The 26,431-nt window shown below is 45.6% G+C and carries 27 protein-coding genes; 1 reads left to right on the top strand and 26 read right to left on the bottom strand.

The window, feature by feature from the left end; translation table 11 throughout:
- Positions 1–2: 2 nt before the first annotated feature.
- Together gatA and ileS are read right to left on the bottom strand one after the other, a co-directional pair.
- Positions 3–1,361, bottom strand: coding sequence for an Asp-tRNA(Asn)/Glu-tRNA(Gln) amidotransferase subunit GatA (gatA, locus tag CCVT_RS02395; RefSeq protein ID WP_018136910.1), 1,359 nt, complete (start codon positions 1,359–1,361; stop codon positions 3–5).
- Between the two features lie 99 nt (positions 1,362–1,460).
- Positions 1,461–4,220, bottom strand: coding sequence for an isoleucine--tRNA ligase (ileS, locus tag CCVT_RS02390; RefSeq protein WP_018136912.1), 2,760 nt, complete (start codon positions 4,218–4,220; stop codon positions 1,461–1,463).
- Between the two features lie 94 nt (positions 4,221–4,314).
- Here ileS and CCVT_RS02385 point away from each other — a divergent pair, with 94 nt between their 5' ends.
- Complete coding sequence (locus CCVT_RS02385) at positions 4,315–5,412, top strand: CinA family protein (RefSeq protein ID WP_018136913.1); 1,098 nt, start codon at positions 4,315–4,317, stop codon at positions 5,410–5,412.
- Here the strand turns inward: CCVT_RS02385 and CCVT_RS02380 are convergent.
- The 24 genes from CCVT_RS02380 to CCVT_RS02265 form a co-directional block, all read right to left on the bottom strand.
- Complete coding sequence (locus tag CCVT_RS02380; protein WP_018136914.1) at positions 5,386–7,635, bottom strand: MMPL family transporter; 2,250 nt, start codon at positions 7,633–7,635, stop codon at positions 5,386–5,388. The two genes, CCVT_RS02385 and CCVT_RS02380, sit on opposite strands and share 27 nt — an antisense overlap.
- Positions 7,632–8,153 (bottom strand): LolA family protein, encoded by a 522-nt coding sequence (locus CCVT_RS02375; protein WP_018136915.1) that lies wholly within the window; start codon positions 8,151–8,153, stop codon positions 7,632–7,634. The genes CCVT_RS02380 and CCVT_RS02375 overlap by 4 nt, the downstream gene beginning before the upstream one ends.
- Positions 8,128–8,562, bottom strand: a complete 435-nt coding sequence (locus CCVT_RS02370; RefSeq protein ID WP_026175514.1) for an acyl-CoA thioesterase — start codon at positions 8,560–8,562, stop codon at positions 8,128–8,130. Before CCVT_RS02370 ends, CCVT_RS02375 begins: the two co-directional genes overlap by 26 nt.
- A 1-nt stretch (position 8,563) precedes the next feature.
- A complete protein-coding gene (locus CCVT_RS02365; protein ID WP_018136917.1) occupies positions 8,564–10,171 on the bottom strand; it encodes a glycosyltransferase family 2 protein in 1,608 nt (535 codons plus the stop codon).
- The gene (locus CCVT_RS02360) at positions 10,172–11,728 is read right to left on the bottom strand and encodes an AMP-binding protein (protein ID WP_018136918.1); all 1,557 of its coding nucleotides are present in this window, start codon (positions 11,726–11,728) and stop codon (positions 10,172–10,174) included. It abuts the gene before it with no gap.
- Positions 11,725–12,264 (bottom strand): COG4648 family protein, encoded by a 540-nt coding sequence (locus tag CCVT_RS02355; RefSeq protein ID WP_018136919.1) that lies wholly within the window; start codon positions 12,262–12,264, stop codon positions 11,725–11,727. Before CCVT_RS02355 ends, CCVT_RS02360 begins: the two co-directional genes overlap by 4 nt.
- Positions 12,245–12,499, bottom strand: coding sequence for an acyl carrier protein (locus CCVT_RS02350; protein WP_011991953.1), 255 nt, complete (start codon positions 12,497–12,499; stop codon positions 12,245–12,247). The genes CCVT_RS02355 and CCVT_RS02350 overlap by 20 nt, the downstream gene beginning before the upstream one ends.
- Before the next feature lie 2 nt (positions 12,500–12,501).
- Entirely contained in the window at positions 12,502–12,759 is a 258-nt protein-coding gene (locus CCVT_RS02345; RefSeq protein WP_009650289.1) for a phosphopantetheine-binding protein, read from the bottom strand.
- Positions 12,743–13,504, bottom strand: coding sequence for a 1-acyl-sn-glycerol-3-phosphate acyltransferase (locus CCVT_RS02340; RefSeq protein ID WP_018136920.1), 762 nt, complete (start codon positions 13,502–13,504; stop codon positions 12,743–12,745). The genes CCVT_RS02345 and CCVT_RS02340 overlap by 17 nt, the downstream gene beginning before the upstream one ends.
- On the bottom strand, positions 13,494–14,171 hold the full coding sequence (locus CCVT_RS02335) for a beta-ketoacyl synthase chain length factor (RefSeq protein WP_018136921.1): 678 nt from the start codon (positions 14,169–14,171) through the stop codon (positions 13,494–13,496). Before CCVT_RS02335 ends, CCVT_RS02340 begins: the two co-directional genes overlap by 11 nt.
- The gene (locus CCVT_RS02330) at positions 14,168–14,584 is read right to left on the bottom strand and encodes a hypothetical protein (protein WP_018136922.1); all 417 of its coding nucleotides are present in this window, start codon (positions 14,582–14,584) and stop codon (positions 14,168–14,170) included. The genes CCVT_RS02335 and CCVT_RS02330 overlap by 4 nt, the downstream gene beginning before the upstream one ends.
- Positions 14,581–14,985: a hypothetical protein gene (locus CCVT_RS02325; RefSeq protein WP_018136923.1), complete on the bottom strand. Its 405-nt coding sequence runs from the start codon at positions 14,983–14,985 to the stop codon at positions 14,581–14,583. The genes CCVT_RS02330 and CCVT_RS02325 overlap by 4 nt, the downstream gene beginning before the upstream one ends.
- Positions 14,986–15,013: 28 nt before the next feature.
- Positions 15,014–16,240: a beta-ketoacyl-ACP synthase gene (locus CCVT_RS02320; RefSeq protein WP_035160904.1), complete on the bottom strand. Its 1,227-nt coding sequence runs from the start codon at positions 16,238–16,240 to the stop codon at positions 15,014–15,016.
- The gene (fabG, locus tag CCVT_RS02315) at positions 16,240–16,959 is read right to left on the bottom strand and encodes a 3-oxoacyl-ACP reductase FabG (protein WP_018136925.1); all 720 of its coding nucleotides are present in this window, start codon (positions 16,957–16,959) and stop codon (positions 16,240–16,242) included. Before fabG ends, CCVT_RS02320 begins: the two co-directional genes overlap by 1 nt.
- Entirely contained in the window at positions 16,952–17,392 is a 441-nt protein-coding gene (locus CCVT_RS02310; protein ID WP_018136926.1) for an ApeP family dehydratase, read from the bottom strand. The genes fabG and CCVT_RS02310 overlap by 8 nt, the downstream gene beginning before the upstream one ends.
- The gene (locus CCVT_RS02305; RefSeq protein ID WP_018136927.1) at positions 17,389–18,555 is read right to left on the bottom strand and encodes a beta-ketoacyl synthase N-terminal-like domain-containing protein; all 1,167 of its coding nucleotides are present in this window, start codon (positions 18,553–18,555) and stop codon (positions 17,389–17,391) included. The genes CCVT_RS02310 and CCVT_RS02305 overlap by 4 nt, the downstream gene beginning before the upstream one ends.
- The gene (locus tag CCVT_RS02300) at positions 18,542–18,928 is read right to left on the bottom strand and encodes a hypothetical protein (RefSeq protein WP_018136928.1); all 387 of its coding nucleotides are present in this window, start codon (positions 18,926–18,928) and stop codon (positions 18,542–18,544) included. The genes CCVT_RS02305 and CCVT_RS02300 overlap by 14 nt, the downstream gene beginning before the upstream one ends.
- Before the next feature lie 25 nt (positions 18,929–18,953).
- Positions 18,954–19,499, bottom strand: coding sequence for a 4'-phosphopantetheinyl transferase family protein (locus CCVT_RS02295; RefSeq protein WP_217904364.1), 546 nt, complete (start codon positions 19,497–19,499; stop codon positions 18,954–18,956).
- Complete coding sequence (locus CCVT_RS02290; RefSeq protein ID WP_018136930.1) at positions 19,471–20,913, bottom strand: DKNYY domain-containing protein; 1,443 nt, start codon at positions 20,911–20,913, stop codon at positions 19,471–19,473. The genes CCVT_RS02295 and CCVT_RS02290 overlap by 29 nt, the downstream gene beginning before the upstream one ends.
- Positions 20,910–21,308: a hypothetical protein gene (locus tag CCVT_RS02285; protein ID WP_018136931.1), complete on the bottom strand. Its 399-nt coding sequence runs from the start codon at positions 21,306–21,308 to the stop codon at positions 20,910–20,912. Before CCVT_RS02285 ends, CCVT_RS02290 begins: the two co-directional genes overlap by 4 nt.
- Complete coding sequence (locus tag CCVT_RS02280; RefSeq protein WP_018136932.1) at positions 21,302–22,588, bottom strand: phosphatase PAP2/dual specificity phosphatase family protein; 1,287 nt, start codon at positions 22,586–22,588, stop codon at positions 21,302–21,304. Before CCVT_RS02280 ends, CCVT_RS02285 begins: the two co-directional genes overlap by 7 nt.
- A 177-nt stretch (positions 22,589–22,765) precedes the next feature.
- A complete protein-coding gene (locus CCVT_RS02275; RefSeq protein ID WP_018136933.1) occupies positions 22,766–24,502 on the bottom strand; it encodes a bifunctional alpha/beta hydrolase/class I SAM-dependent methyltransferase in 1,737 nt (578 codons plus the stop codon).
- Between the two features lie 365 nt (positions 24,503–24,867).
- A complete protein-coding gene (locus tag CCVT_RS02270; protein WP_018136934.1) occupies positions 24,868–25,800 on the bottom strand; it encodes a phosphatidate cytidylyltransferase in 933 nt (310 codons plus the stop codon).
- A complete protein-coding gene (locus tag CCVT_RS02265) occupies positions 25,797–26,426 on the bottom strand; it encodes a lysophospholipid acyltransferase family protein (RefSeq protein WP_018136935.1) in 630 nt (209 codons plus the stop codon). The genes CCVT_RS02270 and CCVT_RS02265 overlap by 4 nt, the downstream gene beginning before the upstream one ends.
- Positions 26,427–26,431 lie beyond the last annotated feature (5 nt).

Below are 26,431 nucleotides of genomic sequence, written 5' to 3'. Positions count from 1 at the left end.
CTTCATCCTTTTATCAAATTTTCCAAGCTTTTAGCACCATCGATCAATGTCTGCTCGTCCCACGCCTTAGCGATTAGCTGTGCGCTGATGTTTAAATTTTGCCCGTCTTTTGCGATCGGCACCGAGATAGCAGGAAGTCCCGCTAAATTTACGCTGATCGTGTAAATATCGCTAAGATATGCTTGAAGCGGATCGCTCATCGAGCTAAATTTCGGCGCGGTAGTCGGGCTGACCGGCATAAAGATGAGATCGGCTTCGTCTAAAATTTTCTCATACTGCGCCTTTATGTGCGCTCTGGCCTTTTGAGCCTTGATGTAGTAAGCATCGTAATACCCGCTACTAAGCACGAAAGTGCCGAGTAAGATCCGTCTTTTGACCTCTTCGCCAAAGCCCTCGGAGCGCGAATTCACATATAGCTCTTTTAAATTTTTAGCCTCCGCTCTGCGTCCGTATCTGACACCGTCGTAGCGGCTTAGATTCGCGCTGGCTTCGGCCGTTGCGATGATGTAATACGCTGCAACGTCGTATTTTGAGTCCTCTAAATTTTTATAAACGATCTTGTGTCCGAAATTTTTAAGCTTCTCAATGGCTGAATTTAGGGCCTTTTTCGTATCCTCGCTCGCGTTATTCACGTAGTTTTCGATGACGCAGATGTTTAGTTTGCGTTCGCCATTTATCTTGTCGGCAACGCTACTAAGGGCTACGTCCGCGCTAGTGCTGTCCTTTTCGTCGTGGCCGGCGATGATGTCGTAAAGGATCGCGGCGTCTTCGACGTTTTGAGCGATAGGTCCGATCTGATCGAGACTGCTTGAATACGCCGCCAGCCCATATCTGCTGACACGTCCGTATGTCGGCTTAAACCCTACGCAGCCGCAAAATGCCGCCGGCTGACGTATCGAGCCGCCCGTATCGCTCCCAAGTGCGGCTATGGCGATGCCACCGGCCACCGCAGCCGCCGAGCCGCCCGAGCTACCACCGGGCACGTGCGCGTGGTTTAGAGGATTTAGCGTATGTCCGTAAAACGAGCTCTCGGTCGTGCTCCCCATCGCGAATTCGTCCATATTCGTGCGGCCAAAGGCGGCTAAATTTCGTGCTAAAAGCTTTTCTATCGCGGTCGCGTTATAAGGGGCTATGTAGCCTTGTAAAATTTTAGATCCGCTAGTCACGCTCCAGCCTTTGACCTGGATGTTGTCCTTTATCGCGATAGGCACGCCCTCGCCTAGCTTTGAGAGCGGCAGACCCGTCAGTTGCTCGACATAAGCGCCGAGCTCGCGCTCTTTGATGATCCTAGCTTCCAGCTGGGCTCTTAAGTCTTTTATCTCTTCGTTTGAAAGCTTCAACGCCTCTTTTAGAGTTATCACTATCCTTATCCTTTGAATTTATTTACGAGAACCACGCCCACGAAAGTAAGTGCGAGTATAAATGCTATGGTCAAAACGATCGCGCTAAATGGCGCAGGCTCAGCAAACACTATTTAGCACCTCGCTGCATCTCTCGCAGGTAGAGCCGTCGATTATGGCGTTAAATTTCCAGCATCTTGGGCATTTGCTGGCGTCACTCAAAACGATCTTAAATTTCTCACCATCTATCTCGAACTCGCCTAGCCCCTCGTTCCCACTGTATCTATGAACGTCGCTGACCATGTATATATCGGCTCTCTCTACACTATCGTAGTCTAAAATTTTACCGGATGTTGTCTCGAGGACCAGCTCGAGCGTTGATTTTATCTTTTTGTCCTTTTTAAGGGCGTCGATGAGCTCGAAAAACTTCTCGCGGCTGGCAAAAAGCAGCTCGTCTTCGACGTCAAAGTCGAAATTTATCGGCTCATAGACAAGATCGAACGCGTCCTTCGCGTCGCCTTTTATGATCATAGGGGCGTAGTCCATCACCTCATCGACCGTGTATGTGAGCGTCGGAGCGATCAATGGCAAGAGGCTTTTTGTGATGATCGCCATCGCACTTTGTGCAGACCTGCGTCTAGGAGCATCTTTCGCGTCGCAGTAGAGCCTATCTTTGCAGATATCAAGGTAAATCCCGCTTAGATCGGCCGAGAGGAAATTTAAAAGTAGGTTAAAGCCTTTTGAAAAGTCATAAGCTCTAAAACACTTGCTAGCCTCGTCAAACACACGCTTTGCACGGCCTAGTATCCACTGATCTAAAAAGCCAAAATCGGTGCCGATCATCTCAAGATCGTTTACATTTGCGAGTAAAAATCTTATAGTATTCCTGATCTTTCGGTATTGCTCGCTTACTTGTTTGAGGATGTTTTCGCTGATCTTTAGATCGCTTGAATAATCGCTCAGTCCGACCCAAAGGCGCAAAATTTCGACACCGTAGCTCTTAGCCACATCTTGTGGGGCTACGACGTTTCCTTTGCTCTTACTCATCTTTTGTCCGTTCTCATCGACCGTAAAGCCGTGAGTGAGGATATTTTTATATGGTGCGTGAGATTTTATCGCGGTGCTCACCAAAAGCGAGCTTTGAAACCAGCCCCTGTGCTGATCCGAGCCCTCCAAATACATATCTGCCGGGTAGCTTCCCGCGTCATAGTTTTTGCTATTTAGCACGGCATGCCAGGTCGAGCCCGAGTCAAACCAAACGTCCAGGATATCCATGACTTTTTCTAAATTTTTAGCTTCAAAGCCAGAATTTGGTGCGAGCAGCTCCTCTACGCTCATATCCCACCAAGCATCAGCCCCTTTTTGCTCGAAAATTTTAGCTATATGTTCCAAAATTTTAGGCTCAAATATCGGCTCTTTGGTGTCCTTGCGCCTAAAAAAGGCTATCGGTACGCCCCAGTCGCGCTGGCGAGATATACACCAGTCCGGGCGGTTTTCTATCATCGAACCTATGCGTTTTATACCCACAGACGGGTAAAATTTCACGTTTTCAAGCTCGCCGCGGGCTACTTCGCGAAGCGTTTTGCCGCCAAGCTTAGGCTCGTCCATAGCTATGAACCACTGCTTTGTCGCGCGGTAGATGACTGGCTTATGCGTCCTCCAGCAAAACGGATACGAGTGCGTAAATTTCGAGACATGGAGCAAATTTTCGCCCAAAAGCTCGATTATCTTCTCGTTAGCCTTGAAAATATGCATACCCACAAAGCTATCTACGACATCGGCCCTTAAAAGCGAGTGCGCCTTCAGCGTCTCGTCATAAAGCCCGCCGTCATCAACCGGCATCAATATCTCTTTAAAGCCGTATCTTAGGCAAATATAATAGTCGTCCTCGCCGTGACCAGGAGCCGTATGTACCAGCCCCGTTCCGCCGTCCATCAGCACGTGATCGCCTAGTAAAAATCGCGATTTTCTATCGTTTAGAGGGTTGATCGCGTGAGTATTTTCAAGCTCGTTTGAAACGAACTCTTTTAAAATTTCGCCCTTTGTGAGGCCTAAATTCACGAGGCTTTCTAGTAACGGCTTTGCAAAGATCAAATTTTCGCTTGTCAAAACGTAAATTTCATCCGGCTTTAGGCTGATGGCTTGATTTGCCGGCAAGGTCCAAGGCGTTGTGGTCCAGATGACGGCTTTGGCCCGTTTGACGCCAAGCTTTGCCAGTGCGTCGCTATCAAGCTCAAACGCCACATAGATCGAATAATCCTCCTTATCCTCGTATTCGACCTCGGCCTCGGCAAGAGCCGATTTGGCAGCCCAGCTCCAATACACCGGCTTACTGCGCTCGATCAAAAGACCCTTTTTGGCGATCTCGCAAAGCGAGCGGTAGATGTCGGCCTCAAACTCGAATTTCATAGTCATATAAGGATTTTCAAAGTCGCCGATGATGCCAAGAGCCTTAAACTCCTCGCGCTGGATGTCGATGAATTCGCGTGCATGAGCTCTGCAAAGCTCCCTTATTTGCGTCTTTGAAAGCTCTTTTTTCTTATCGCCCAGTTTGACCTCGACTTGCTGCTCGATAGGCAGGCCGTGACAGTCCCAGCCCGGCACGTAGCGGACATTCTCGCCGAAAAAATAGTGCGTTTTTGTGATGATATCTTTTAAAATTTTATTTAGCGCATGGCCTATATGCAGGTGTCCGTTCGCATACGGCGGTCCGTCGTGGATAGCGAAATTTTTAGCCGCTCCAGCTCGTTTGCTTTTCATTTTTTCATAAATTTTACGTTCTTCGTACCATGATTTTAGTCTTATCGGCTCGTTTTTGGGTAGGTCGCCCCTCATAGGAAAATCTGTCGCGGGGAGTAAAAGTGTATCTTTGTAGTCCATCTTTAACCTTATGATTAAAATTTGTCAATTTTAGCCTAGCAAGGGTTAAATCACACTGAAAAATAGTATAATTAAGCCAAAAAAGGAGCATGTGATGAAAGAGGCGATACTGATAATCGGCGATGATCTACGCATAAATAAAGAGCTTTTAAATTATATTTTTGACAGCTACGAGGAGCATTTTGGTGAGCTGGGGGTTGTGAATTTCGCATCAAAAAGCAGCAAAGATCTGCCCTTTATCATAGAAAATTTATCGAAAGAATTTGAAATTTTAAGCATATTTGGCTCTGATGAATCTTTCGCCACCGCGGCTAAAATTTTAGCCACTTTGAGCGAAGATACGCTTGAGCTCAAGGTAGCCGACACGCTCGTGCCAAAAAGTGCACTAAGCTACAAAAACGACAGCTTTTTAATAAAGCTAAACAATGCTCGTGTAAATTTGATAAAGGCCGATCCTTGCGAGAGATTGGGCGAATTTTTGATAGAAAGCGAGCAAAATTTCAGCTACTTCAACCTCTTTGATATAGACGCGCAAAGTGCGAAAATTTTACTTGAGCCGCTCGCTAAGACATACGAGATAAAGATCAATCTAAGCGAGCTGATCTCAAGCATCGTGCTGATCCGCGCGCAAGCCAATAAATTCGGCCAGCTCGAGGGCTTTTTACAAGGTGTGAAAACACTGTTTTCTCAAAAGATGATAGCCCAAAAAGACGTGATAGGCTTCATAGCCGGCAAGCTTATGAGCAAAGGGCTCAAAATTTCATTTGCCGAATCTTGCACGGCGGGGCTCGCGGCTGCAAAATTCGCTAGATCTAGCGGGATATCGGCGGCGTTTGACGGCTCGCTGGTGACTTACGCTAATGAGATAAAGCACGAGTGGCTGGGCGTCAGCGATGAAATTTTACAAAGCTACGGCGCAGTCAGCGAACAATGTGTGCGCTCGATGCTTAGCGGCGCTCTAAGCTCGTCAAATGCGGACTTCTCACTAGCCATAAGCGGCATCGCAGGGCCTGAGGGTGGTAGCGCGCAAAAGCCTGTAGGAACGGTCTTTGTAGGCGCTATGAGTAAAGATAAGAGCGTGGTGATAGAGCGGCTGCTTTTAAAAGGAGATCGCAACTACATACGAGCCCAAAGCGTTTTAAGCGCATTTGCATGCTTGCTTAGACTAAAGAGCGAGCTGTTTTTCGCATAGTCCGTGCACGCTCAAGACGCTGGCGATGAGCGCGTAGATAGCGACGTTTAGGCTCACTGAAAGTCCAAAAACGCTGATAGCGTTTGTTGTGCTAAAAAATAGCATGAAAAATGACACAAAGCTCGTGATAGCGGCCATAAAGATGCCAAAGATACGCTCTTTCGCATTTAGCTCGTCGTTTAGCGCAAATATCATATAATCAATCCCCACCGCGCTAGCTAGTATGAGCCCAAAAACTGCGAAAATATTGATATGAATACCAAAAACAACGAACAAAGATAGCGTCATCATCACCCCAAGGCCAACAAGACTCATGATAAGCGCTGAAACTTTAAAGCTGAAAAACAGCCACAAAAAGATGAAAGCTATACCAAAAGCCACGATCTTTAGGGCTGCGGCTATCTTTTTGGAGTCGGATAGGTTTTTATTCAAAGCGCTAGCAAAATCAGCTCCGAAAGCATCGTTTGCAGCCAAAATTTCATCGCTTTTGGCGTTTTTTACGAAGCCATCGACATACACCAAGCTGGTATTTTCATCAAGCAAAAATCGTCCGAATTCGCTCATCGCTTTTAAATTTAAAATTTCACTAGCTTTAAGCGTCTTTGCCTGTGAAATTTTCTCAAATTCCGCATTTAGATCGTCCTTGTCAAAGCCAAGATCGGTGTAAATTTTAATTATCTTTGGGTTCGTTTGGGCTCTTTTAAACGCCTCTTTTAGATTTTCTTGCTCGCGTTTGCTTAAAAATATCTTTGAAAGTGACGAATAGCCCGTGATCAAATTTGCCCTCTCAAGCTCGCTAATGAGCCTCTTTTCGCCCTCTATGATGTCGCTACTATTTTTGACGACTATCATCGTTTTAGAGATGCTAGCGCCCGTTGATTTTGAGATTTCATAGGTATCTTGCAGTAAAAATTTAGGCGAACTAGAGTAGTCTTTTATGTTCTCATCCGTAGTCAAGTCTGATAAATTTAGCAGCAAAAAGCCAAGTAGCAAGGCAAATGAGACTGCGATAAATTTCACTCCGACCCTAGCCGAAATTTTTAGGCAAAGTCCATAAAACAGGTGCAAAAAGCTTTGAAATTTAGCGCTTTGAGTAAAAATCTTACCCTCAAAGATAAGCGGCATGCAAAAATACGTGAATAAAAACGCTCCAAATAGCGTAAATAGCGAGAAAATCGCGATTTGCTCAAGCATCTCAAGCGGAGCGAACGCAAAGACCGCGTATCCGCTCGTCGTGATGAAAAGCCCTAGTAAAAATATCTTTCGCATCGACCTTATGCTGGCAGCCTCGATGCTCACGTTTTGATTTTTACCCAGCCAGTGTAGCACGTAATCAAACATGAGTCCGACCAGGCTCGTACTTATGACGACGACTGTCATATGCACCTTTTCAAAGACGGCCAGAGACGCTGCAAATCCGCACACAAAGCCAAAAGCCGCGATCAAAACGATGTAAAAAATGTTTAAATTCCTAAAAGCCATCAGCAAAAGCAAGATCGTCAGCGCAAGTGAGATCGAGCTCATATAAACGCTCTCTTTATCGCCTTGCGCCTGCCCAAACGCCGCATATAAAGCCCCAGAGCTGACTAAAATTTTGACGTCGCCGCTTTTTAAAGCGTTAAGATCGTCATAAAATTTTATGAGCTGCTTTGGCTTGTAGCCACTTTTTAGCCGTCCTTTGGCGACGTAAAACGTCTCGTTCGCGTCCTTTACTTCAAACATTAGATCTGATAAATTTAGCGCGATCTTGCCTTGCTTTAAATTTAGATTGCTCGAAAATGCGAAAAAATCATCGCCGGGCTTTAGCGGCTTAAATGCGAACTGATCAAAAAAACTGCGCGCGTTTTTTTGAAAAAACTCATCTTTGCCTTCGAGTATGCCCTCGTAAATTTTCCTATCTAAAAGCGCGATCTTTAGGCGTTTTAACTCGTCTTGATACTCCTTCACATCAGCCTCGAAGCTAACGAAAAATTTTTCAAAAAGCCCGCTTTTATCAGCGATATCCTTGATCTTATAGGCCGTCTTTTTAGAATTCACGAGCACTACGAATTCTTTAGCAAGCTCGTCTTGGGCCGATTTTAAGATGTATCGCTCATTTTGGTTTTTTTCAAAGTTAAAAAGCGAAAATATATCGGTCTCAAGGTTTTTTGCATGAGCGACGATGTAAAAAACACCAAACGCAAATGCAAGTGTAAATACCGTAAAGACCGCTAGTTTTTTCATTTGATCTCAAACTCGTTTATGGTCTTGTCTCCGCTCACCTCGTAAAGCTCGATCTTTCTTACGAATTTATCGCCAAATATCGAAATCTGCGTGAAAATTTGCTTGAGTAAAAGATTTTTAGGCTCCAGGGCGATCCTCCAGCCCTTTTTTATATCGCCTTCAAATTTGATGTCAAATTCTTTTTCTAGCTCGTTCGTATCAAGCTTTACCATCGATAAAAAAAGCCCCTCGTCGAAATTTTGACTGGTTTTGACTAAGTCTTTGCCGTTTTTTTGAAAGATGCCCTCTTTGTTTATCACGACGTGAGAGACGATGGGCCTACTCGTATCCCAAAGCAGCTCGTCGTCCTTTAGGGCAAAGCTTCCGTAGCTTTTAAAGGGCTTATCAAATCCGCTTAAAATTTTAGTCTGGGTGAAATTTCCTTTTACGTTTTGTGTCTTGATGCTTGATCTAAGCTCCTCAAGATCGCCGGCTAACAGGCCGATAGCAAGGCTAGCAAGCAGGATCATTCGTCTCATTTTCATACCTTTTTATAGCGTTTTTTATCTCCTCGGGTAAGAAAAAGCAAGTTTGCATCGTCCTCATATCGACGGCCACTTGCGAGGTATTGGCCTCGCTGAGCTTTACTTTCGTGCTGCGGTTTTTGATTATATAATGAAATTTTAAAAAGCTTTCAAATTCTACCAAAACGGTTTGTATTTCTATCTCGTCGCCAAAAAATATCGGCTTTATATATTTCACATCAAGCTTCACGATAGGATAGGCAAAGCCGTCCGTTTTCATCTTTTTGTAGTCGTAGCCGATCTTACTTAGCAGCTCGCAGCGCGCTATTTCGAGATATTTTACGTAGTTGCCGTGCCACACGACATCCATACTGTCTACATCAAAAAACTGCGCCTTTATCGTCGTTATATGTGAAATTTTCATCTCATCTCCAAAAATCAAAAAAGTTAAACCATTGAGATGGCGCCTTTAAGCAGTGCTCCTCCAGCTGTTTGACATACTTTTGCACATAGGGCCTAACGCTTGTGGCTCTATCTCGCGAGAGCGCGATATTTTCAGCGATAGGCATCAGCTCGATCCTAAATTTACCGTCTATCTTCTCGCACCAAAGCGAGCTTACTTTCACACCCAAGATAGCCGCCAGCAAATAAGGCCCGTAGTTAAATTTCGCCTCCTTGCCAAGGAATCGAACGCTCATAAATTTATCACCGTTTATCGGCACTCTATCACCCATCACCCCTATATGCACGCCGCTATCTACGATGTTTTTAAGCTCCAGCATCGCCGATACATCAAGCTCGTTCACGTTTAAAAGGCGGATCTTACCAAGGCTTATTTTATTCATTATCTCGTAGAAATTTTCGCTACCTTTCGTATAGACCAGCACGACCATTTTAAACCCATCGACATTAGTGGAAATGGCTTTGCAAATTTCAGCGTTTCCAAGATGGCTGGTTATTATGACCTGTCCCTTTTTAGCTCCTACTAGCTCGTCGTCTATGAGCTTTGCGTTCACCTTATCAAGCTCATCTTTTGGAATTTTATCCTGCCAGACTCTAAATTTATCGCATATCGCTACGCCAAATTCATAAAAATTCTCAAACGCTTGAGTGCCAAATTCCCGCTGCGAGAACTGCTCTAAATTTAGTCTGAAATTTTTGATGTTCTCACGCTCGTTTTTTGAAAAGATATAGTAGAAAAATACGACGATCTTTATGATGAAATTTAAGATGAAAGTCGGCGTATAGCGCACCAAAAACAGCGTGAGCTCCAAGAAAAAGGCGTTTGCCCTCTCGCCCTTTTGCCACCAGAGTTTGTCCTTGTCTTTGAAAAATTTCAAAAATATGAATTTTGGCAGGCTGAAAAAATATTTCGCGTGCATGAGGCTTATTAGCGCGTTGTCTCTTAGCATTTTAAAGTGCGAAACACCGTCCTTTTCGTAGCGCACTTTGATATCTATCCACCTCATATCCACGCCCTGTCTGGAAGCGTTGAGCAAAATTTCCATGTCAAATTCCATCCTGTTCGTTTTGCTCTTTTGCACGGCCTCTTTTATCGTCTCAAGCGGATAGATCCTAAAGCCGCACATCGTATCTTTCATCTTGGTCGTGAGCGCATTCACCCGCACCCAAAAATTCGTGATCTTTCTGCCATACACCCTTGATCTTGGCGCATTTTCATCATAGATAGGGTTTGAGCAGATGATACTTTGCGGGAAATTTCGACTAGCCTCCAAAAACCGCTCGATCATACCGACATCATGCTGAAAATCGGCATCTATCTGAAAGGCATGCGTAAAACCCTTTTCAAGTGCAAATTCAAAGCCATCTTTCATCGCCGCGCCCTTGCCGTCGTTGTTTGGGCGCGTCAAAAGCAAGATGCCATCAAGCTCTCTTAACACGGTTTTGCTGGGCTCATCAGAGCCGTCATCGACGATAATTATCGGGATATCGTGGAGTTTTAGCGCGGCTACGAGCTCTTTTATGTTTTGCGGGTGGTTGTAGTAAGGCACTAAAAATGCAAATTTATTCATCTACTCGCAGCTTATCCTGCCAAGCGAGCATCTCTCGCCGTTGCAAAAGATCTCAAAATACAGCTTCTCGTTTTTCTTCTCGAACCAAACGCTCAGCCTATCGTTTGGACGCACGAATTTTGTAAATTTTAGATTTTCTATCCTTGATGCGCCGTTTAAATTTAGCCCCGCGACGCTTGCTAGATGAAATACAAAATCAAGCTGCATAAACCCCGGCAGCAGCGGTAAATTCGGAAAATGATCGGTAAAAATTTTAAGCCCCACGTCCATCACCGCGCTAAATTTATATTTTTGCCCGTCGCTGCCCTCGTCGCTCCATTTTAGGCTCGCATCGTCAAAGAGCAAGCCCTCGAAACGGCTTTTTTCAAATTTACCTTGCTTGTTCCTGCCCAGATCGCTTACTATCCTAAAATATCTGATATTGTTTTTAAACTCGCTTCTAAGCAGGGTCGTAAGCTCGCTCACGACGCCCTTTTTGCCGTTTCTTCTAAATTTAGCCAGCCCTTTTTCATTTAACACCAAAAGTGCGGCGACTCTCTTGAAATTTGGATGCATACCGCAGTAGCAGTCCTTTACAATACCGCTTTCAAGTAGCCTGCTTTCGACGCTTTCTAGGCTCACACGCTTATCGTTTAGCTTTATGATGCGATCCATGCGCCCTTTTAAAATGAGCCTGTCGCCATCTATGCGTGCCCAGTCGTTCGTCTGAAAAAATTTGCACCAAGGCGAGCGCACGTTTAGCGCCTCTCTCTCGTCAAGCCCGGCGTCCACTTTGCTGAAAATTTTAAGCCCGTCACCCAAATTTTTAGCTATGACGCCGGTTTCCGTGCTACCGTAAATCTCGATCGTCCTGGCATCGCAAAGCTTGGCCAGCTCATCTCTAAGCTCATTTTTTAGCGCCGATCCAGCGCAAACTATGCCTTTTAGCAGTTTTAAATTTGCCGCTCTTGGGCTTTGCACGAGGGTTTGAAGCAGCACGGGACTTGTTATAAAGATATGATCTTTAAGATCTACATCGAGTATGATCTCGGGATAGTTTAGCTCCTTTGCGATGACCTTCGCGCCCAAAACAAGGGGCAAAAAGACCTTGAACGTGAGTCCGAACATGTGCTGATGCGAAACGCTGGAGAAAAACACCTCGCCAGGGCTAAATTTAAGCTCTTCCGCCAGATAAAGGCTCTCTTTTATCATCTCATCGAGCGATTTTTCGATGATCTTGCTTTTAGCGCTGGAGCCTGAGGTTTGTAGGAAAAATTTCGCATTTTCATCAAGCTCTGGCGCGATATCCTCGTCAAAATTTAAAAAATCGGTGAAATTTTCATCCCTTACATGTATCTTTTGGGGATCAAAGATAGGCTTTTGAAGCACGGTCGGTACGGCACCGGCCATCAAAGAGCCAAAAAATGCCGCATAAAAGCAAAAGGCATCGTTTAGATAGATCTCAAGCTCTTTTATGCCGCGGCTCTTGATATGACCGGCAAACGCCTCACAATGCCTAAAAAGCTCCCGCTTATCGTCCTCAAAACAAAATGCTTTTAAATTTTCGATAAATTTCACTTCTCATCTCTTAAAATAAAAAATTTACGGTATAAAATTTCTCCGCCAAAAAGCGCTCCCATCAGCAAGTAAGAAACAAGACCGCTATAAACGCTCCAATAAATTTTATCCTCAAAGAGCGCCAAAAAAAAGGAGGTCGCAGCGTTAAATATAAAAAACACGCACCAAATTTTGGTCAAATTCCTCGTATAGATCACGCCTTTTTCGTCCAGATCGGGCTCTTTTAGCCTCGCAAGCCTTGTTATCACGGCTTCGCCTTTGAGGCTATTTGCAAAAAACACCAAAAATGCAAGGCTAACCAAAGACGGATACAAAAATGCCAAAAAACCGCCTCTAAAAATAGCGCAAAGCACGAAAAAAGCCGCGGCAAGCCAGCAAACCCTCTTCATATCGCCGCTTTCAAAATACCCCCTGAGGGCCCACAAAACGGCGAGCAAAAGTAAAATTCCTCCGCTATGCTCGCTCGCAAAAAGTAGCACGAACGGGTAGATCACGCTTACTAGCGTGAGGGTAAATTTAGCTATCTTGAGCTTCAAATTTCTTTGCCACGGCCTTGACTATATCATCAAGCGTTTTCACGTTTTTAAAATCTTCGGGCATCAGCCTGTATCCGGTCTGTCGCTTGATATAATCTATCAGATCGATCGCGTCGATGCTGTCTATTTGCAGGTCTTCATATATCAGAGTCTGCGGCTTTATTTTACTCTCGTCCATCTCAAAAAGCTCGACCAAAGCTTTTTTCAAAATTCCAAAAATCTCCTCTTGAGTCATCGCTATTTCCTGTTTTCAGATATATATTTCGCGAGGCTTGAGACACTGCGAAATATCTCTTTTAAATTTGCCGTTTTGGAGTCGAGCACCAGGCCGTATCTTTTTTGCACCGCAAGGCCAAGCTCCAGCGCATCGACACTATCAAGACCAAGCCCTTCGTTGAAAAGCGGTGCGTTCTCATCGATGTCGCTTGGTTTCATATCCTCTAAATTCAGGCTTTCAATGATAAGCTCCTTTACCTCGTTAATCAGCTCTTTCATCAAATTCCTCCTTATAAATTTTTATAATATCCTCATGCAGCCGTCTGGCTCTGACGAGGTCTGGTTTATGCGTCATAAATTTAGACATATCAAGGCTAAATATCTCTTTAAAGTCGTATTTTATCCTTACGCTTGGCGTTTTGTACCAAGGTTGATCCTTTTTCAGGCTCCTTGGTGACATCCTTATGGCCAGTAAAGATACGCTCTCAGCGCCTTTTACGGCGATATAGGCCGCGGCTTTGTGAAATATTATCTCATCTTTGGTCCTGGTGCCCTCGGGAAAGATCAGTAAATTTTCTCCGCTTTTGAGCACCTCGATGCTTTTTTGCAAAAGCTCGTCGTTTTGGGTATTTGGTATGTAGTTGCAAGCTCTGATCGCTGCAAACAAAAATATATTTTTACTCAGGCTTCCTTTTACGATGCAGTTTATGCGCCTAAATTTTGGCACTAAAAATACGACATCGAGCAAGGACGGGTGATTTGCTATTATCATTTGCGACTTAGCGTTAAATTCGCCTTTAAGGTCAAATTTATACTCCAAATACCCAAACACCTCTGTCATCTTAATAAAAAATTTCCACGCCGACGCTACCTTATCGCGTGCAAAATTTTCGACCGCTTTGAATCTGTTTAGCCTAAAAACGATGATGGGTATGAAAAGTATGTTGCCGATCATGCAAATGACCGCAAACAGCACGAATAACGCGCCTGCGATGAACTGCTTAAAAATTTGTCTAAGGTTCATAGTCCCACTGCCAGGTAGAATTTTCGTCGCTACTTTTAAACGAGCATTTTTTTTCAAAGCTGAAATTTTGCAAAAATCGTAAAAGCAAATTTTCATCGCTTCCACCCTCTTTTGGCATTTGTCGCAGGCTAAGACACTTATCTTTTGATGTCTGCTTAGAAACTATCATCGCCGCCATGAAAGATGAGGAATGCTCGTTGAAATACTCCTGCGATATCGCTTCGTGATAGGCGAGCACTAGCACCCTATCAAAGCCCTCGTCAAGCCTTAAATTTGCCGCTAAAAGGGCGTATTCAAGCGGCGCGTAAGCTGATATCGCTGAAATTTCATATCTGTTTTGCATACTTATGCTAAGTAGCGACGAGATCGCGTTATGCACCGACAGCGAGAACGATGTCGGCGAGAGCGGCTCGTTTTTTGCCAGCGTGCTTTGCAGCTCGAAACAGCGGTTCATCTCGCCCTCATACGAGCTAAAGACGATAGGCATCTCAAGCTTTTTAAAGCCCTTGATGAGGTCAAACGCACATTTCGCCGCACGACTGAGCCTTCGCCTCTCAAGGGGCGGGATATGCGAAAGATCAAAATCCCTTTGATACCCCGCAAGCTTGGCACTCACGTCGCCAAAAGCGATGGCATCGAAAAATTCTACTTTAAAATCAAGTATCACTTGGCTATATCGCCTTTTAAAGTCACACCCGCCATCAGCGCTCCTGCGCCGCATTGAAACTGCGTCTTGGAGTCAAAAGGCTGCTTTTTATAATATCCGGTGAGGTTTATGACCTTACTGCCGCCCTCTTGTATCGCGCGGTCTTGAAAGGTCCTTAAGGCCGATAACATCGCCCATTCGCAAGCCTCCTGATCGCTTTTGTTGAATGCGTTCGTTTTTTTATTTGCCGTTAGACCTTGCTTTAAAATTTTACCCTTGCCGCCCGAGCCGAAGCTTAGTTTCACATTAGGGTTTAGCACCTCTTTAGCCTTTGGAGAATTTAAAAAATCCAGTGAAAAATAAAGCACGTCGTCGCGCGCGCTTAGGGTGCTGCAAAATATCGCCGATACGGCGAATATCAAAATTTTCCTCATCTTGCGATATCTCCTTTTAGCCTGACGGTAAATTTGTTCGTATATAGGCATTGATAGTGCGTCTTGGAGCTAAATTCTTTACCGTAAAGAAAGCTCACTAAATTTACAACCTTCGAGCCGTGCTCCTTTTTGACGCGCCTTTGAAAGGCATTGACCGCATCAAGAAAGGCTCTTTCACATTTTTGCTTTTTGTCACCGACATCGCCGCGCTCTTTTCTGCTGGCTACCGCGTTTGTTATGATGTCTCCTTTGTAGCCGTTACCAAATTCCACCTTCACATCAGGGAGTATATACTCGCTCGCAAGCGGCGACTTTAGGGCTTCGTCGATACTTAGCTCAAAGAATTCCTCGGCGTTTGAAACAGCAGCCAGTAAGGCTAATAAAACTAAAAATTTTTTCATATCTTCTCCTAAAATTTAGCTATTTTATTTAAATTTTCTTAAAAATAAGCGATGTATTCACCCCGCCGAACGCGAAGTTGTTACTCATCACAAAGTCCGTATTTATCGCGGTTTGCTCGGTCAGATAAAAAAGCGGCGCGCACTCCTCGTCGACGCGGGTCAAATTTATCGTCGGGAAAAATCGCCCCTCACGCATCATCATTATGCTAAATATCGCTTCCAGCCCGCCGCACGCCCCAAGCGTGTGCCCCAGATAGCTTTTTAGCGAGCTGATGGCGATCTTGCTTCCAAAAAGCTCGTTCGTCGCCCAGCTCTCGGCGATGTCGCCAAATTTTGTAGCCGTGGCGTGAGCGTTGATGTAGCCGATATTTTCGGGGGCTAAATTTGCGTCTTTTAGCGCGAGCTGCATCGCCGCTTTCATAGTCGCACTTTGCGGGCGGGTGACATGCGTGCCGTCGCAGTTTGAGCCAAAGCCCATGACCTCGGCATAAATTTTAGCCCCGCGTCTCATCGCGCTTTCTTCGCTTTCAAGCAGCACCACCCCGGCCCCCTCGCCAAGCACCAGCCCGTCGCGTCCTGCGTCAAATGGAGATGGCGAAATTTCAGGCGTTTTGTTTTTCACGCTCGTTGCGTAAAGCGTGTCAAATACATACGCTTCGCTCGGGCAAAGCTCCTCCGCTCCGCCTGCTAGCATCATATCGATCTTGCCGCTTTTTATGCTCTCGTAGGCGTATCCTATCGCGTGCGAGCCGCTGGTGCAGGCTGATGAGGTCGGGATGATGCGCCCTTTTAACGAGTAAAAAAGCGCGATGTTTGCCGCCGTCGTGTGAGGCATCATCTTGATGTAGGTGTTTGCGTTGCACTCGTTTTCGCCGCTATCAAGCAGTCTCGCCATCGCCAGGATCGACTCCGTGCTGCCCGTGCTAGAGCCGCACGCCACGCCCAGCCTGCCGTCTTGCACGCTTCCATCTATCTTTTCGCCCTCCATCAGCCCGGCGTCTTTTAGCGCTAGCCCCGCCGCTTCGACGCTAAACATCGACACGCGCCCGAGGCTTCGCAGCTGCTTTCTATCCCACTCTTTTGGGTGCTCGTAGCCTATGATCGGCGCGGCTAGACGGGTGTTTAGATCGGCGTACCTGTCCCACTCGCTCATAAATTTTACAGCGTTTTTGCCAAGCTCAAATTTCGCTTTTATCTGCGCCCAGTCCTTGCCAAAGGCACTCACCATCCCCATCCCTGTCACAAAAACACGCATCAGCAAAGCCCCCCATTCACACCAATCACTTGTCTTGTTATATAGCTAGCCCCCTCGCTTAGTAAAAACTCAACGGCAGGAGCGACCTCGTCGGCTTTGCCAGCCCTTTTTGCAGGGATAAATTTTAGCGCTTCCTCCGCCATGTCGCTGTTTAAAATTTCGCTCGTCATGTCGCTTTCTATGAGGCCGGGAGCGATGCAATTAACAGTGATATTTCGCGAGGCAAGCTCGGTAGCCAGGGCTTTTGTAGCGCCTATTAGCCCTGCCTTACTAGCAGAGTAATTCACCTGTCCGCGGTTGCCTATAATGCCTGAAACCGAGCTTATCACGACTATGCGAGCGGGCTTTCTCGTGCGTATCATAGGCATTAAAGCCGGCTTTAACACGTTGTAAAAGCTGTTTAAATTCGTATCTATCACGCCAAACCACTCCTCATCGCCAAGTGCGACGAAAGCGTTGTCCCTCGTGATACCGGCGTTTAAAACCACTCCGTAGTAAGCTCCGTTTGCCTCGATGTCGCGCTCTATGGCTCCTTTTGCCGCTGCTGTGTCGCTCACGTCGAAATTTAAAATTTTAGCTCCGAGCTCATCTGCTAAATTTAAAAGCCGCTCGCTTCTACTCTTGCCGTGTAGCACGACCTCGTAAGCCCCCGCAAGCCGCCTTGCGATCGCCGCACCTATCCCCCTGCTAGAGCCCGTCACCAAGACCCTCCTATTCATCCAACATCCTTTCTACAAATCCTTCATCAGGACTCATCACATTTAAAGCCGCCCTCGCGCCAAGCTCGCCATTTACGAAAAGCTCACAGTCATACACGCCAAATCCACTCTCATCTTGGATCGAGCAGACAGAGTCTATGACGATCTCGTCGCCCACCTCGAAAAATGGCCTAAACATCTCAAATTTACGGCTGGCAAGCAAAAAGCCAAAGCCCGCTTTCTCGCCTCTTAGCTCGCGCATCTTCGAGTCATACACGCCTAGGCTTTGAGCCATCATCTCTATGGCTTTATGCATCGCGAATTTCCCGTTTTCAAGGAACGCATTGTCTTGTTTTATGAGGCTTCTCGTCCTTATGTGTCCCTCTTTAAATTCTAAAATTTCATCTATCAAAACGATCGTGCTACCGTGAGGCAAATAATCCGCCAGACTCATTTCAGCCTCCTAAAAACTATCGCCGCGTTGTCTCCGCCAAAAGCAAAAGATATTGACATCGCCGAATTTACGACCGCTTTTTGACCCTGTTTTATCAGATCTATCCTCTCTAGCTCATCGTCATAAACGCCGTCATAGATGTGTGGCGGCAGCACGCTCTCGCCCTTAGTACAAAGTAGCGCACATATCGCGCTCTCTATCGCTCCGGCTGCACCTAAAGTATGCCCTATGGCCGGCTTTATGGAGCTTGCAGGCGTATCTTTTAGCAGCGAATTTACGATCCTGGCCTCCATTTTATCGTTTGCAAACGTGCCCGTGCCGTGTAAATTCAGATAGTCCACGTCGCTTAGGCTTGCCATATCAAGGGCTTTTTTCATGCAAAGACCTTGCATTTGCCCATTTAAATCAGGCTGCGTCACATGGAAAGCATCACAGTTTGAGTGTTCGCCGGCCACGACGACGTCTGAAATTTCATCGCGGCTAAGCACGAAAAGGCCCGCGCCCTCGCCGATATTGATGCCGTCTCTATTTTTAGAAAACGGGACGCTGGGATTTTGGCTTAGTATGCCAAGCGAATCAAAGCCGTTTATCGTGAGCGTGTTTAGGCTGTCCACGCCGCCACATATCACGGCATCGCAAAGACGCGAGTTTATGAGCCTTTTTGCCTCGATAAGGGCTTTCACGCCCGACGTACAGGCGGTCGAGACGGAAAAGACAGGGGAATTTAGCCCGTAATGATACGATATGAACTCGGCCGGATTGGCCAGAGAGCTTCTGCTTATGCCAAATTTGCTCTTATCAAAGACTCCGTTTTTTGCGTATTGCTTGAACGTTTCATAGTTTTCCTCTACACCGCTTGTCGTGGTACCGATGACCACCGCTACGCGGCTTTTGCCGTATTTTTTGACAGCCTTTAGTGCAGCGTCATCTATCTGTTCGAGGGCGTTTAGCACGAGGGCGTTCGTGCGCGTGCGAAAGTGCTCCGGGGTATTTGGGGCGAATTTTGGTAGCTCGCCCTTTACCATGCCGACGATGAAATTTTTGCTTTGATTAAAACCATCGCAAACGCTCAAAAATCTCTCACCACTTTGTAAATTCGCCAAATTCTCATCCGCGCTCATGCCTGCTGAGCTGATTATCGAGGGTTTGCTAACGTATATCAATGGCTTTTACCTTAAATTTTTCATTTTTTACTAAAATTTCCGCCTCTTTTTTGTGCGTAGCTATCATATCGAGTACCTTTATGAAAAGCTCGTTATATGCGCTATTTGGCGGTAAAAATCCGATCGTTTCGAATTTGCCATCAGGCTTTAAGACCCGCCTGGCAAGCGGTGCTCCGAGCGAATTTATCATCGTGAATCTATAATCCTCGCCGCTATGGACGACGTAAAGTGTACTCGGGCTGTCTTTAGAGACGACCTCGAAGCTTTTCTCGCTGAATTTAGCGAGGTTTGGGCTTTGATATTTTGCTGCACAGCCTGTAAATACAAGGATCAAAAAGATAAATTTTATATATTTTTTAAGACTTAGAGGCAAAGATATTCCTTAAATTTAGCTTGATTTACTCGTAAAATATTTTGATTATATCTTTTTTGCCCTTAAAAATAATGCAGACCATAAACAAATCATTAACGACAAAGTGCTTCATAGTGTATGCGCTTTTTGTGATATCGACCGAACCAAGCTCGCTAAAGCCTAAATTTTCAGCCTTTAGTATAGCCTCCTTTGCGGTGTAAATTTGATAAAAGGCGAGGGTTTTATTTTTTGAGCTTTGATATATTTTTAACTCGCCCTCGCTAAAACAAAACTGCATCACAGCCTCAAAATCTCGCGGCTTTAAGAGCTCTATATCAAGGCCGAATTTACCCCTGCCAAAAAGTATGCCCGCGCAGCCGTTTTTGTGGCTCATACAAAATTTAGAGCGCCGTTTAACACCTGCTTTTAGGCTGCGAGAAATTTTAAAGGTGCTGGAATTTAGAAGATTTTGATACTTTTTGACACGCCTTTTATCGCTTTTAGACAGCGCCTTTTTGCTGAAATTTCGTGTATTTTCAGATAGGCAAAGGTGCAGTGCGAGCTCATTTTTCATATTTTTTAAATCTTGCAAATCCAAATGGCTCTTTTCTCATAGTGCCTATCATGATGATAAAAAAGGCTGCAAAGAAAATGACATAGACAGGTATTTCGCCCACGTCATAAACGCTTTGAGCCTGCAAGATCTGCTCGCCATTTACGGGCATGAGGCGTCCTTGACTTATTAGATCGCGTAGCGTTTGCATGTTCGTTTGATGTAGTAAAATTTGAACGTCAGGCGGGCTCGTGACCTCATAGATCGTGTTTTTGATAAGCTGCCCCGTACCCAGATCGTCAAAATAATAGATCCTATCCCCGCTTTTCCATACGCTACCCTCTAAGTCCGCATCGCCAAGCTTTGTGATGCCATCTATGGGTAGGCGCTTTATGAACGTGAGGCGCTTTTTCAAGGTCGAACCGCCACTTCGACTGTTCGCTCGGATTTCAAGCGACTCGAGATAGAATAAATTTTTGCCGTCTATAAAGACGTTTTTGGCTATTTGCTTTTGCGAGCCGCTGAAAGGATCGTCACCTGCGCGGTAGAGCCGACCGCTTTGATCGTCATAATAATAAATCCCGCCCTTGCCTCTAAAAAGCGAGTGATAAGCGTGCTCACGGCCTTGATTTATGAGTGAAAAGGGTCTAAATTTCGGATCAAATTCAAAATCGTTAGCATAAACACTGCCGCTTTTTGGATCAAAAAGATAATAAACATCGTTAAAATCGGCGATCTGGTAAAGGCTAGGATCATCTTTGATAGCTAAAAGCTTGTCTTTAAAATACACATGCTCACCGTCAGCCATGTAAAAAGCGCTGTTTCGCCAACTGCTTTCATCTTTTATGCGTCTAAATTTAGACGGGCTGGCATCTTTTAAAATTTCGCCTTCGTAATATACGTTTTTGCCGCTTGTAGCGAGGTTTAAGTCCAAAAGCGGCTTTATAGACGTATCTGAAATTTCGCGCACGATATTTTTATAAAGGATCGGCTCGTCACCCATGCCAAAGGAGTATAGGATGTAGCCCAAAACCAGGTTAAACGAGGAGAGTTCGTCGTCTCTTCTGGCAAACATCGAGCAAAATACGCTCTTTTTTCCGTCGCCGTAGTAGTTGTTTCCTATGTAGTAAAGCGCTTTTGGATCTAGCATGGTGCGCTCGTTCGCGCAGTAGACGGCATTTTTATCGACACCGACATGAGATTTATACTGATCGTCTTTAAATTCATGAAAGCTATCCGCGTCCGCGCCTTTTATCTCGAGATCGCCGGCACCTACGACCTCGGCATAAATTTTGCCTTTGTATTTATGAAATATACTGCCCTTAAATTCCGCGCCCTCCTGCTCTATCTGCCAGCTATCATCGTCGATCATCCTAACAATGATAAAAACGAAGACGCAAGCAAGCAAGAGCAAAAATATGGCGGTCATCTTTAAAATTCTAATCTGTGTCAATACGCATACCTCATATCCAAAACAAGCCCCAGCAAAAGATAAAAAACGCTCGCGAAAACGAGCTTTTTATATAGCCCTATCGCTCCTTTGCATCTACTTTTCATATCTGCCGGGCGCATGTTTTTAGCTAGCCCAAGCGTCCTTAAACTACTATCAAATTTCTGCACCTCGAGCTGCTCGTGACTAAAATCTTGCATTATGAAAGCATCGAAGCTCAGCCTTATATGCAGATACAAAATGTAGATGAAAAATACCGCCATAATGACCTTTTGCCACATGTCGTAACGTAAGATCGCTATAAAAAACATAGCGAAATTCATCAAAAATATAAATTTATGAGTCGCGATGAGGCGTGATAGAGTGAGTGCTAAGGACTTTTCGTCTAAATTTAGCATTTTAGCTCCTTTTTAAAATTTTGCAGTAAATCTTCGTATCCTTCTATGACCGCCATTTTGCGCGAGCTTTTTATGAGATCTATAGCCTCTTGCACGCTAAAATTTTTATACCGGGTAAGCCACGCGGCGAGCACCACCGCACTGCGCCCGTATCCAAGCGCGCAGCAAACAAGCGTCCTCTTGCCAAGACTGGCAAGCTCGTTAAATTTAGCCGCTGCCGAGCAAAGCTCGATCAAGCTTGGTTGCGTCATATCAAGAAGGGCGAAATTTTCATAAATTTGAGCGTTTCGCGGGCGGTATTCGCACTCGGCGGTCAGGTCGAAAATAGCACAGAATTTGGGCGCAACGACGATAGAACCCAGATAAATACCGGGTAAAATTTCATCATAAAGGCTATCATGTCTAAGCCAATAAAATATATTTATGCGAGCAACCAGCAGATACGGAAAAAGCAAAATTTTAGCCGCCGTTTGCAGCCTGCCGTTTTGACCTTTCCTAAAAATTTCACACCCAAAAAACAAATACGCAAGCGCGACAAGAAAAAAGCTGACGCTAATATAGACCAGCCAAAGCGCCCAGCCGCGGGCAGCCAGCGCGACAAATAGGCTAAGCACGGCAAAAAAGCCGTAAATGAGGGCTTGCTTTAGATGTCTTGGCGTTACGAAATTTCTCTTTGGCTTTAAAATTTCACCATCAAGCGGTACGAACAAAAGCACTAAAAATCCCACCAAAAGCCCGGTCGGGATATCGATGAAATGATGTTGGAAGGTCGTTAGCACCGAGACTACTATGAGCGCGAACCACGCAAACAGCAGGCATTTTAGCCATGTCTGACGCACTTTACTCATATAAAGCGAGCCGACGATGACGCTTAGGATGATATGAAGCGACGGGGCTTGATTAAAGGGCTTATCAAAGGCTAAAAGACTGTCAAACAAAAAGCCAAAAAATCCCGAGCTCTCAGGCTTTTGCCATGAAATTTGAAGCGGCGTCAGGATAAAAAACGCGCTGGCTACGATCTGGGCTAAAAACAGCTGCAAGGTGTAGCGCCTCAGCTCGGCTTTGCTCTTGCAAAGTAAAAAGCCAAAGCCGTAAAGCAAATTTAGCGACCAATAAGGCACTATGCTCCATGCCCAAAACGGGATCTGCCGCTCCCATGAAAAGAAAATTTCAGGCACGTTTTGACGCATGGCGGCAAAGTAGTTGGCAAAGCCGTAGCTAGCGTAAAAAAACGTAGCTATGACCGCCAGATAGCAAAGTCTCGTTAAAAACCATTTCATAAATTTTACATTTCTCGTTCAGATCATATTTGGCTTTGTTTTAATCTTTAAAATTCTATGACGCTCTAGCGTAGTCAGATCTTATTAGCGAGCTTATAGCCGTGATCGTAATCACTTTCGTAGCAAGGAAAATTTGCAAAGCTTTCTAAATTTAGCAACGCTTGGCAAAAGCCAAATTTACCTCTTTACCGCCACACTGACGCTAAAAATCCCATCGTCATCTATCCACTCGTGCACCTTTTCAAAGCCCGCGTTTGCCACCAGCTGATCCATCTCGGTCTGGCTTCTGCGGCGCATTATCCACGCCTGCCCCTCTCTGTGGCTGGAGAGCACGCGCGCAATCATCTCAAGCTGCGGGTGGAAAGGCTGATTCGTATAGATTAGGTATCCGCCGCTTCGTATGCAGTTTGCAAAGCCGTCAAGCGCCGTTTTTACGAGCGCATTATCGCTAAAAAGCTCAAAAAGCCCCGAAACTACGCCAAGATCTATGCCACCTTTTAGGCTCTCGTAGCTTTTTGCTTCAAAGGCATTCACCTCTTCAAAACTCGCGATATGCTCTAAATTTCGCTCTTTTATCATCTCGCGCCCGGCCTGGACGTTTATCTTGCTGTAATCTCTAAGGTAAATTTTATCAGGCAGAGCGTTTATGCCAAGCGCGTCTAATATGTATCTGCCGTGTCCTGAGGCGATGTCTAGTAAATTTACGCTAGAGTCACTTTGCTTAAGACTGTAAATAACGTGATCAAGGGCGAGTTTGATATGTTGCTTGCGCGTCCTGATGCCTCGCCAGCCGATCGCATTTAGGTAAATTTTATCTATGAATTTAAAAAATTCATTCGCCCCTTGCGGCTCGTTTTGATAGACGTAATCAAGCGTGCTGCCGCTATCATAGCCCGTTTGCTCGCCGATTTGTAGCCCCTTCACCCAAGGTGAGAGCGCCCTCATGCCAAATCTTTGAAATTTAAACCACAAATTTTTAGGGCAAAATTTCGGTAGCGGTGTAGCGAGCCAGTCGGCCTCCCGCCTGCTAAAGCCAAACTCGTCCGCATGAGTTTGATCGATTTGTTTAAAGGGCTCTTCAAAGCGCGCGGCGATGAAATTTCTCATCTTTTCAAAGGCGATGTGTCTGTCTTTCTCGCCCAAAGTATCGTGATAAAAGCCCGCTAGCACGTGACGCTCTTTAATGTTCGAGCCAAGATCGCAGTAAAATTTATGCTGCGGGGCGTGGTTTACGACCCAGTCATCGCCAGATATTAGAAGCTGTATCGGCGTGATGATGGCGGCTGCGTCGTTTACGACCCTATCCGCCGCCTCGTAAAGGCCCAGCAAGATCCGCACCGATATAGCGCGCGTGATGAGGCTATCGGCGTTATACGAGCTGATACGCTCCTCGTTGTGCGTGAGATAATGCGCCTTGACATAGCTATTTACGTAAAAATTCCCGCGAAATTTTTGCATGAGCGCAAGACCCGCTCTAGCAAACGGCACGTAAAGCTTCACGCTAAAAGCAGGGCTTGCCAGCACCGCGCAGCGTATCTTAGGCGCGTAGTCGTGTATCCAGGCAGAGGCGATGACTGCGCCTACGCTTTGAGCTATGACGGCGATGTCTTGCTCTAAGATAGCATACTCGCTTTTGATATGCTCTATAAATTCGCTCACATCGGCTATCAAGCGCCCGATACTAGGCGCATCACCGCGCTCACCGGGACTTCGTCCGTGTCCCCTTTGGTCCCAGGCGAAATAACTAAAATCATCAAGCCCGAGCTCATCGGCGACAAACATCATCCTGCCTGAGTGCTCGTGCCCTCTGTGAAAGAGTACGATAGCCTTTTTGCTACCGTTTAATGATGGTTTGTAGCGATAAAATAGCTTCACGCCGTCGGTCGTCTCAAACTCTTTTTCTAAAATTTCCATGTTTTTCCTTTGACTTTATGCTAAATTTTGATCTCATAGCGCTAAATTTGCCTTCAATAAGCGCTTCTTAAATCTTATTTGCTACAGTAGCAACCTAGTGCAGACGCGAACAGCGTTTATGCGGGAGCGAGTAGCCGAACATATAGCACGATTTTTTGCTTCGCCATGCTCGCAACTGCAAGCAGACCGCGGTCAGCTCCGCTTCCCTGTCCTCGTAGCGAAGTCTCGTTATGAGTGCGTAGCACGAAGTAAAAATCGGCGGTAATAAGCTCGCTAACAAGGTTTTTACTCGAATGCTGATCGCATTCTCCTGCTTTGAGAGCTAAAAATCAATGAAATATTGTAACAAAGCCAAATTTTAAAATTCAGCACCAAAAATACCGAACGATATGAAAAAATATCGGCGCCGAAAAACAAAGCGAATCCATGCGATCTAGCATCCCTCCGTGTCCGCTGATGATGTCGCCCCAGTCCTTCACACGCAGATCTCTTTTGATAGCCGACATCACAAGCCCGCCCAAAAATCCCATCAAGCAGATGATTAGCCCGATGAAAAACGCCTGCACTGCGCTAAATGGCGTGATAAAATGCAAGAACGATGCCAGCACGCTAGCGCTCAAGACGCCGCCTACAAAGCCGGTTACCGTTTTTGAGGGACTGATGCTCGGAGCGATCTTACGCTTGCCAAGTAGTTTGCCCCAGATATACTGAAGCACATCGCTACTTTGAACGATCAGTATCAAAAAGAGCATGAGCAGGACGTTTCTGCCCTCAAAGCCCTTGATATCAAGTATCAAAAGCGCCGGGACGTGAGAGATACAAAAGACACATATCATGAGCGCCCACTGAATTTTAGTCGAGCGCTCCAAAAAATACGCCGCATCGCCGCAAAGTGCCGACAGGATCGGTAAAAACAAAAAGCCATAAACCGGTATGAAGATCATCGCCATCGAGTACCAGTCCATGAAAATAAAGATGTATTGTAGCGGCAAAATGACGTAAAAGCAGGCGACAAGAGCTATATGATCGCCTCTGCGGATATAAACGAGAGATAAAAATTCCCTCAAAGCCGCAAATGAAACGATGAAAAAGAGCAATATAAGCGCATTTTTGCCCAAAAAGACAAAGGCAAGTACCACAAGTATCATCACCCACCACGCATTTATGCGCGATACGAGATTATCGATCGTGGCGCTTGGAGCGGCTCTTTTTTTAAGCACGAAAGCCACGCTTGAAGCGATGATGAGCAAAACTATAAGCCACAAAAAAAGCGTGAAAATACTCTCGTTTGTCGTCATCTAGCATCCTTTTTGAGCGCCAAAAGCCTCGAAGCGGCATCTTTTAGAAACTGTGCCCTGTCCTGCGCCTCGTAGCTAAATTCCTCTCCTACGCACAGCTCGCAAAGAAGCGGGATAGGCACGAAAAAGCCCTTTGGTAGGACATTGTGCATATTGTTTATCCAGATAGGCACGAGCTTTACGTTAGGATTTTGTTTTGCTAAATGATAGATGCCGCTTTTAAAGGGCTGAAGCAGCAGATCGTCGTTCATTTTGCGCGTGCCCTCGGGAAAAATAATGAGAGAGTGCGTCTTTAAAGCCTCGCTCATCTGCTCTATAAACGTAAGCGGATCGTGTGAATTTCGCCCGATAAGCAGCATGTTAAAGACATTTTTAGCCAAAAACGGGCGGATCTTGCCCCTACTCCAATAATCAGCCCCCGCAACCGGGCGGATCTTTTTTCTAAGTGCATAAGGCATCGATACGAATAAAAGCAAAAAATCGCCGTGGCTAGTGTGGTTTGCGTAGTAAATTTTAGGCGTGAAATCATTCAAATTTTTTAAATTTTGAGGGCGGATACCGGTGATGAAAATAGTGATATTGCACAAGATGAAGTCTAAAATTTTACTCATCACCTCTTTAAACACCGCCG

This window comes from Campylobacter curvus, assembly GCF_013372125.1.
GTDB lineage: Bacteria > Campylobacterota > Campylobacteria > Campylobacterales > Campylobacteraceae > Campylobacter_A > Campylobacter_A curvus.
Note: the sequence above shows the minus strand (reverse complement) of the source record. Positions and strands in the feature narration are given on the sequence as shown.

Bases quoted from the DNA above. Each gene is read 5' to 3' on its own strand.
- ileS (WP_018136912.1), bottom strand. From the start codon at position 4,220: ATGGACTACAAAGATACACTTTTACTCCCCGCGACAGATTTTCCTATG.
- CCVT_RS02385 (WP_018136913.1), top strand. From the start codon at position 4,315: ATGAAAGAGGCGATACTGATAATCGGCGATGATCTACGCATAAATAAA.
- CCVT_RS02380 (WP_018136914.1), bottom strand. From the start codon at position 7,635: ATGAAAAAACTAGCGGTCTTTACGGTATTTACACTTGCATTTGCGTTT.
- CCVT_RS02375 (WP_018136915.1), bottom strand. From the start codon at position 8,153: ATGAGACGAATGATCCTGCTTGCTAGCCTTGCTATCGGCCTGTTAGCC.
- CCVT_RS02370 (WP_026175514.1), bottom strand. From the start codon at position 8,562: ATGAAAATTTCACATATAACGACGATAAAGGCGCAGTTTTTTGATGTA.
- CCVT_RS02365 (WP_018136917.1), bottom strand. From the start codon at position 10,171: ATGAATAAATTTGCATTTTTAGTGCCTTACTACAACCACCCGCAAAAC.
- CCVT_RS02350 (WP_011991953.1), bottom strand. From the start codon at position 12,499: ATGACTCAAGAGGAGATTTTTGGAATTTTGAAAAAAGCTTTGGTCGAG.
- CCVT_RS02345 (WP_009650289.1), bottom strand. From the start codon at position 12,759: ATGAAAGAGCTGATTAACGAGGTAAAGGAGCTTATCATTGAAAGCCTG.
- CCVT_RS02340 (WP_018136920.1), bottom strand. From the start codon at position 13,504: ATGAACCTTAGACAAATTTTTAAGCAGTTCATCGCAGGCGCGTTATTC.
- CCVT_RS02330 (WP_018136922.1), bottom strand. From the start codon at position 14,584: ATGAGGAAAATTTTGATATTCGCCGTATCGGCGATATTTTGCAGCACC.
- CCVT_RS02325 (WP_018136923.1), bottom strand. From the start codon at position 14,985: ATGAAAAAATTTTTAGTTTTATTAGCCTTACTGGCTGCTGTTTCAAAC.
- CCVT_RS02320 (WP_035160904.1), bottom strand. From the start codon at position 16,240: ATGCGTGTTTTTGTGACAGGGATGGGGATGGTGAGTGCCTTTGGCAAG.
- fabG (WP_018136925.1), bottom strand. From the start codon at position 16,959: ATGAATAGGAGGGTCTTGGTGACGGGCTCTAGCAGGGGGATAGGTGCG.
- CCVT_RS02310 (WP_018136926.1), bottom strand. From the start codon at position 17,392: ATGAGTCTGGCGGATTATTTGCCTCACGGTAGCACGATCGTTTTGATA.
- CCVT_RS02285 (WP_018136931.1), bottom strand. From the start codon at position 21,308: ATGCTAAATTTAGACGAAAAGTCCTTAGCACTCACTCTATCACGCCTC.
- CCVT_RS02280 (WP_018136932.1), bottom strand. From the start codon at position 22,588: ATGAAATGGTTTTTAACGAGACTTTGCTATCTGGCGGTCATAGCTACG.
- CCVT_RS02275 (WP_018136933.1), bottom strand. From the start codon at position 24,502: ATGGAAATTTTAGAAAAAGAGTTTGAGACGACCGACGGCGTGAAGCTA.
- CCVT_RS02270 (WP_018136934.1), bottom strand. From the start codon at position 25,800: ATGACGACAAACGAGAGTATTTTCACGCTTTTTTTGTGGCTTATAGTT.